This is a genomic window from Nostoc sp., assembly GCF_036919675.1.
Lineage (GTDB): Bacteria > Cyanobacteriota > Cyanobacteriia > Cyanobacteriales > Nostocaceae > Nostoc.
In genome coordinates, this window is the sequence record NZ_JBALCP010000033.1 from 110,095 (window position 1) to 116,094 (window position 6,000).

6 protein-coding genes are annotated in these 6,000 nt (G+C 40.3%); 3 read left to right on the forward strand and 3 right to left on the reverse strand.

Annotated features, from left to right (window positions below):
* Positions 1–294 precede the first annotated feature (294 nt).
* Together V7K49_RS05480 and V7K49_RS34540 are read left to right on the forward strand one after the other, a co-directional pair.
* Positions 295–738, forward strand: a complete 444-nt coding sequence (locus tag V7K49_RS05480) for a hypothetical protein (RefSeq protein ID WP_335204799.1) — start codon at positions 295–297, stop codon at positions 736–738.
* A 240-nt stretch (positions 739–978) separates the two neighbouring features.
* A complete protein-coding gene (locus V7K49_RS34540) occupies positions 979–1,083 on the forward strand; it encodes a PEP-CTERM sorting domain-containing protein (protein WP_442948636.1) in 105 nt (34 codons plus the stop codon).
* Positions 1,084–1,384: 301 nt separating this feature from the next.
* Here the strand turns inward: V7K49_RS34540 and V7K49_RS05485 are convergent, their stop codons facing one another.
* Positions 1,385–1,789: a response regulator gene (locus V7K49_RS05485; protein ID WP_335204808.1), complete on the reverse strand. Its 405-nt coding sequence runs from the start codon at positions 1,787–1,789 to the stop codon at positions 1,385–1,387.
* Between the two features lie 129 nt (positions 1,790–1,918).
* Between V7K49_RS05485 and V7K49_RS05490 the strand changes: the two genes are divergently transcribed.
* Complete coding sequence (locus tag V7K49_RS05490) at positions 1,919–2,251, forward strand: hypothetical protein (RefSeq protein ID WP_335204800.1); 333 nt, start codon at positions 1,919–1,921, stop codon at positions 2,249–2,251.
* A gap of 670 nt (positions 2,252–2,921) precedes the next feature.
* On the opposite strand, the gene V7K49_RS05495 is transcribed toward V7K49_RS05490, so the two are convergent.
* Together V7K49_RS05495 and V7K49_RS05500 are read right to left on the reverse strand one after the other, a co-directional pair.
* Positions 2,922–4,349: a DUF456 domain-containing protein gene (locus V7K49_RS05495; RefSeq protein WP_335204801.1), complete on the reverse strand. Its 1,428-nt coding sequence runs from the start codon at positions 4,347–4,349 to the stop codon at positions 2,922–2,924.
* A gap of 895 nt (positions 4,350–5,244) precedes the next feature.
* Positions 5,245–5,604, reverse strand: coding sequence for a VOC family protein (locus tag V7K49_RS05500; RefSeq protein ID WP_335204802.1), 360 nt, complete (start codon positions 5,602–5,604; stop codon positions 5,245–5,247).
* Positions 5,605–6,000: the final 396 nt, after the last annotated feature.

Sequence of the window (6,000 nt, forward strand, 5' to 3'; positions counted from 1 at the left end):
ATCGTAGTCAGGACTTCAGCCCTGATTTTGTTCGCCTCTGGTGTCGTAGAGATGACTAGAATCCTCACTATAAACCAATTCCAAGTAAGCAATATATAAAAATTATGTCTAAAAATCAGATATAAAACTTATTTTACTTCTCAGTGCTGAACTCTGCTTTGTGTTATTTAAATAATATTAAGAAAATCTAAATATTAAAAAATTATCCCTGTTAGGGGGATTGTTAAGAAGAAAAAAATGTGGTCTTCTAAACATGTTAGTAATGAATTCAACTAAGTAATCAAGAAAGTTAAAATGTTTCTGCAAAAAATTAAAACACTGCTTGTAGCAGCAGCTATTTTGCCATGCTTTATCCAACCAGCATCAGCACATGTTGTCTGGTTTGATTACAAAAGCGGTGAATATAATATTTTGTTTGGACATCCAGAAGAGGGGCCAGAATCTTATGAACCCTCTAGATTTAAAGAGGCAATAGTTTATGATAGTGATAAACAAATACTTCCTTTTAATTTCAATGGAAAACAAGATGCTTTATCTCTAACTGCTGGTAAAAATGTAGCAGCCATTCAAGGGTTTTTTGATAATGGCTATTATGCCAAACTATCGAATGATAAATATCTCCGGATCACAGAACCGGAAATTAATAACTATGATAATGTTGGTCATTACCTGAAATACACTAAAGCTTTTTATGATTGGTCTGATGCTTTAGCCAAACCATTCAATTTGCCATTATAAATTCTACCTCTACAAAACCCTTTAGCTCTCACTCCAGGTGGAAGCTTACTAGTTCAGGTATTATCTGAAGGGCAACAAATTACTGATAATGTTACGGTAGAATATTTTGGTCAAGTAATAGCAAAAAACCCAAATGGCACTTTTTCCATACCCATTGGTCAAAAAGGACTAGAGCAACCTATTGAAGCTAGCTACTCACTTCCATCTAACAGTAATCTGACTATTTCTTACGAAACTAGCTTGACAGCACAAAGCATCTCTGTCCCAGAACCTTCAGATTTATTAGGATTAGGTTTTCTTGGATTACTAATTTTATACAAAAAGAAGTTACTGCTGAATAAATAGCAGAGTAATTCTATTATTATAAAAAGCAGGTATATACAGCCTCGTTGTTAGCACTGGAGATAATCCACTATCATTGCTACAACTTGATTTCTCTCAGTCTCCCCAAGGTACAAACTTCATGGATAACTGCTTTTTCAAGTCGTCTGTAAATAATCTGGATAGCAATTAATCTTATTGGTGATATTTTTGCAAAGCTACAATTTTTGTAACCTATATCAATTCTGGTATTGCAAGAAAGCACGATTATAGTTTTGACTAAACCTCTGCCTCCCAATCTTAAAGACATCAGGCACTACAATCGTTACCAATTACAACAAGCAACCAAGCTAGCCACTATCTCAACTAGTTCTTCTGGATCAATCGGTTTAGATACATGAGTGTCAAAGCCACCTTCCAAGGCACGGATACGAGCCTCACTATCAGTATAGGCTGTTAAAGCAATAGCCGGGACTCGTCCACCATTCTTTGGTTTGAGCGCACGAAATTTGCGGATGAAAGTGTAGCCATCCTCCCCAGGCAACCCAATATCAGAAATTAAAACATCGGGCTGCAATTCGGATAATACTTTGCGTGCCGCATCTGCTGATATTACTGGTATAACTTTTGCTCCATCCATTTCCAACACAGTAGTGATGAAAAAGCGAGTATCATTATCATCCTCAACTACCAGAATATCTAAACCAGCAAGAGTTCCAGAAGGTTCCATAAATGACATTTTATTCTAACTTTCTGTAAGGCATTCCCCACGATTAAAGTCGCGGGCTTTTAGTAGAAAAAGAGAAATAGCGGTTTGGTTCCTGTACAGGTTCCGAAACACTATCCCCCGAACCTCTAGGTGCGGTTACGATTAATAGAGGATGGACTCATCCCCACGCCCCACAAACACATTGGTTTGCTAGTAGCAATCAATACTTTGGTATCGCTAGACACTTCTGGAAGCTCAGTGCATCGCTGCGCCCTTCTCTACGAGAGGCTGCGCCAACGGCTCCCTTCGGCTCCGCTCAAGGCAAGACGCTCAGAACAAGCTCACCAGCCGCTCAGTGACCATATGCTTCTACCCAGTACGAGACTACGCGACAGTCTCTTATCTACTGGAAAGCCGTTTTTATTGGGTAGTAGTGCCTTATCCGATTTCGACATCACAATATTATCTCATGATTTACCATAAGTAATTGAGCAGCGATTAAAATCGTCTGTGGTCACTGAGCCTGTCGTTCGCGCAGCGTCTGGTAGAGAAGTGCGCTTTACCCCCATGCATAATCGAGAGAATATATCTTCTGTTGAGTATTCCTCACTAGCTTCACTGCGACAAAAAGCCAGCAAACAGCAGAGGTAAGAATATTAGGAGAGACACAATTAAAACTAGGGTTGCCGGCTCGATTTTAATGTGGTTATTCTGTGGATCGCGCATTTGGCATTCTCTCAAACAATAAGTATATTAACTCAGCCTAAAGGATGTTTACTTCTTTTTCCAAGCCCAATGAGGTTTAGAAGTGTAAACTTTTTAGCTATTCCAGCCCATTCAATTTGCACAGGACTTACGCAAAAACTCTCTCAAACTCTTATTCCTTCGTGTACTTCTCTACGAGACGCTACGCGAACGTGTCTTTTGCAGTTCGTTTTTCCGTTACTGGTGCATAAGTCCTGTTGCAGATTTTTGATTTTAGCAATTTTATCCCCCCATCTGCTTATTTCTTCCAGGGTAGTTTAGTTCCCATTTCAGTCAATGCAGAAAAGATGAGATAGACAATAAGTAACCCAGCACCCGCAAAAAAAGCCAGTAAATCGTTATCCATAAATCCTATTTGCTAAAACTTCGCTAATCATAACGGAATCACCTAATCTTTAACATTTTTCTGAGCCTGCAATCTTTGGTCTTCCGGGTGCAAATTGTACCAGCCATGCCAGTAACGAACTGCTAGCCAAACGGCTGAAAGCAAACCCGCTAGGCTGAGGGTGAGGCCGCTAAACGGTACTAATAATCCAAAGATAGGTAATACTGCTCCAGCAATAGTGCAGATAATCGCAGCCAGGGAAGCACTGCGACTGGCACCCAATCCCCATGTCAAAATCAGTAAGATGATAGAAATTAAAGTCCAAGCCAACTGAGCATTGATGACGCGAGCTAGATAGGTCAAAATCAACAGACAAGCAAAGAAAATGCTACCAGCGATCGCGACATTTTTGAAACTCATTGGCAGTGACAAATATAACAACAATATCCACCACAAAAATATTGCTGGTGCTAGTAATAAAAGACGCGGAATTACTCCCGTGTGACGAATAGGTTCCGTGTTGGTAAACACTCCAAATGGATTTTTGACTGAAACATTATCGTCAAATTTCCAAGTAAATTGCGTACTGCGTCCGTCAGATTTAATCTCATCAGGTTCAATACCACTGGCAAAATTAGCCGGAGCAAAGTTAGCAATTGCTGTGAGGCGGAAGTTAGATAGCATCTGTCCCGCTGCACTATAAACCCAGCGAGGCCCGCCTCTAGCCTGATAGGTGACTCGAAACGTGGTTTCTTCCCCTGGTTGCAGCTGGAAGGGAAAACCATAGTCTCCCGGATTGGTTTGTTGTAACCTAGTACTGTCACGCTCGATTTTGTAGCTAGCAAGCAATGTATAGCCGTTGGGTGGCGGTGCTTCAAAAAAAAAATTATTAATATCCTTGAGTTGGTTAACTACTTTATAATCGGCAGTATAATTTACCCGATAAATTGAGCTGCGGCCTGGGACATCTACACTTTGGTCAAGCTTGACTTGAATTTGCGAACCAGCCAACGTCAAAAAGCGGTTGATCTCTCGTGTCTGGTTTACTTTAACTATTTTGCCATTGACTTGAGTGGTATAAGAGTATGGCTCTCGAATAGAGTAGCGCACTTGGGGCGCAAATTGTTCGAGCTTCTCACCTGCAACACTTTCAGCTACTTGAGCCACCTTTGCTTGTTCCCAGTAGTGGTAGCGATTGCTTAAAGTTGAACAGAGAAAAAATCCCGGTACTAACAGAACTAATACCAGAGTTAAATGCTGTAATCCCCGCAACAGTTGGGAATAACGAACAGCCCATTCGCCGATGAATATAAGTTGTTCCGGCTGGCTTCGACGGAGAGAAAAACTGATCAGAGCGATCGCAATTCCTAAAGCTACAAGCAAAAATACTAATAACAGTGAGGCTTTGAGCGCTTGGGTTCCAAATTGTACAAGCTCAATCGGATGCGTCAAATCAGGTAATCCGGGAATACCTTGAGCAGAAGATGACATTGGTTGATTTTTGTAGAATTTGGAGAACCAGACCGATAAAATCTTTTAAAAGTTTCTGAACAAGAGTTTTATTTGATACACGGACAGGTTAAACAAGGGCTGTGTAGGCGTAGCCAGCCGTAGGCATCGCTCTAATACCAATTTTAAAAAAGAATGTGACAGATAGATTCTGAAAACCTGGTTACAGAGGGCGATTCCCAATTCCATTATCTAAAATCCAAAATCCAAAATGGTATAACTCGGAATTGCTCGACTGCAACTTGGTATAAACATCAAAAACCCGGTCATGAAGACCGGGCTTTTGAGCGGAAACAATGGGGCTATATTCCCCGAAGGTTATGTTATAGAGGTTCAGTATAATATCGATGCTCTAATAAGTGATACCACCCCGCTGTTATCGATTCCGGAAAATTCGCTAAGAATTTTTGAGTAGCCTTTATCTGCCAAAATACAGCAAGCGACTAGTACCGCAAGGCAAAAGTCACTCATTCAAAAGTCAAGGCTTCGGCTTCTCTACGAGACGCTACGCGAACGCTCAGCCTTGACCCTGAGCGCAGTCGAAGGGTCAAAAGTCAAAAGTATTATGGAATAAGCTCTTTAGAGATTTTAAATGGTTGCTCTATTTACGCCGTGCCGTACTAGTGCAGCACAGCAGAAATAACCATCCAGTTGAAAAAAACTAAAAAGCTTATACAGTAAGCTTTTTTACTTCTTGAGTTATAGCAATCCGATTTGAAACGTGAGAAAATACGGAGATTAAAAGTACGTATTTATAGGCATCTGGGCGATTTTATCTCTCACGAATGATTAGGATTGCTATAGCGCTGTTGGATCATTTTGATTAGCCAGTCTGATTGCAGCCTTCACAGCAAATCCTTTTTGGGTTAAAAATTAATTATCCAAACTCAATATACTCAATAATGGTTCCATCAGGATGCATCGCTCGCATATTAAATCCAGTGGGAACATTGTTAGGTTCCGCCAGAATCACTGCACCCTGCTGAATAAGTACTTCTTTAAAATCATTGAGGGAGTCAACGAGAAATGTTGCGTGTGTACTTTTGAATGGAGAGAGGGTTTCATCTGAACCAGCAATTAAAAGAATAGAACCCACACCTGCGAGTTCCAACTCCGCCTCGGAATATTGAAACCACAACCAACATTTTTCTGTAAAAAGGTTTTCATAGAAAGCGATCGCCTCATCCAACTCTATCGGACTCAGATAGACTCTAGTTAGTACTTTAATAATTTGCATTGCAAACTGTCTATTAGGCAGCTAGTGTATTTTATTTTGCTTACTCGGCAATCATAGTAAACTAAGATTGATCAATAAATAGCCTATCTTCAATTTGAAAAAGGTCTTCAACTCTCTGTTCACCTAGCTCTTGATCACGTTGTTCACTGTCAATCAAAATACATTTCATTTCTACACCTTTAGCTCCACAGAAGTCATCTGTATAGCTATTACCAATATATATACATGCTCAAGCATCAGTACCTAGCTTTAGAGGATGTCTGAAAACTTTTTTGTATACACCAAACGCTTAGAAATCCCTCTAAGGGACTTCCAAGCAAAAAAATCACCAAATATAAGAATGATAATCATTGTGAGGTGGGGGAAGGAGAAACAGCCGACGGCTGCTTCTCCTTC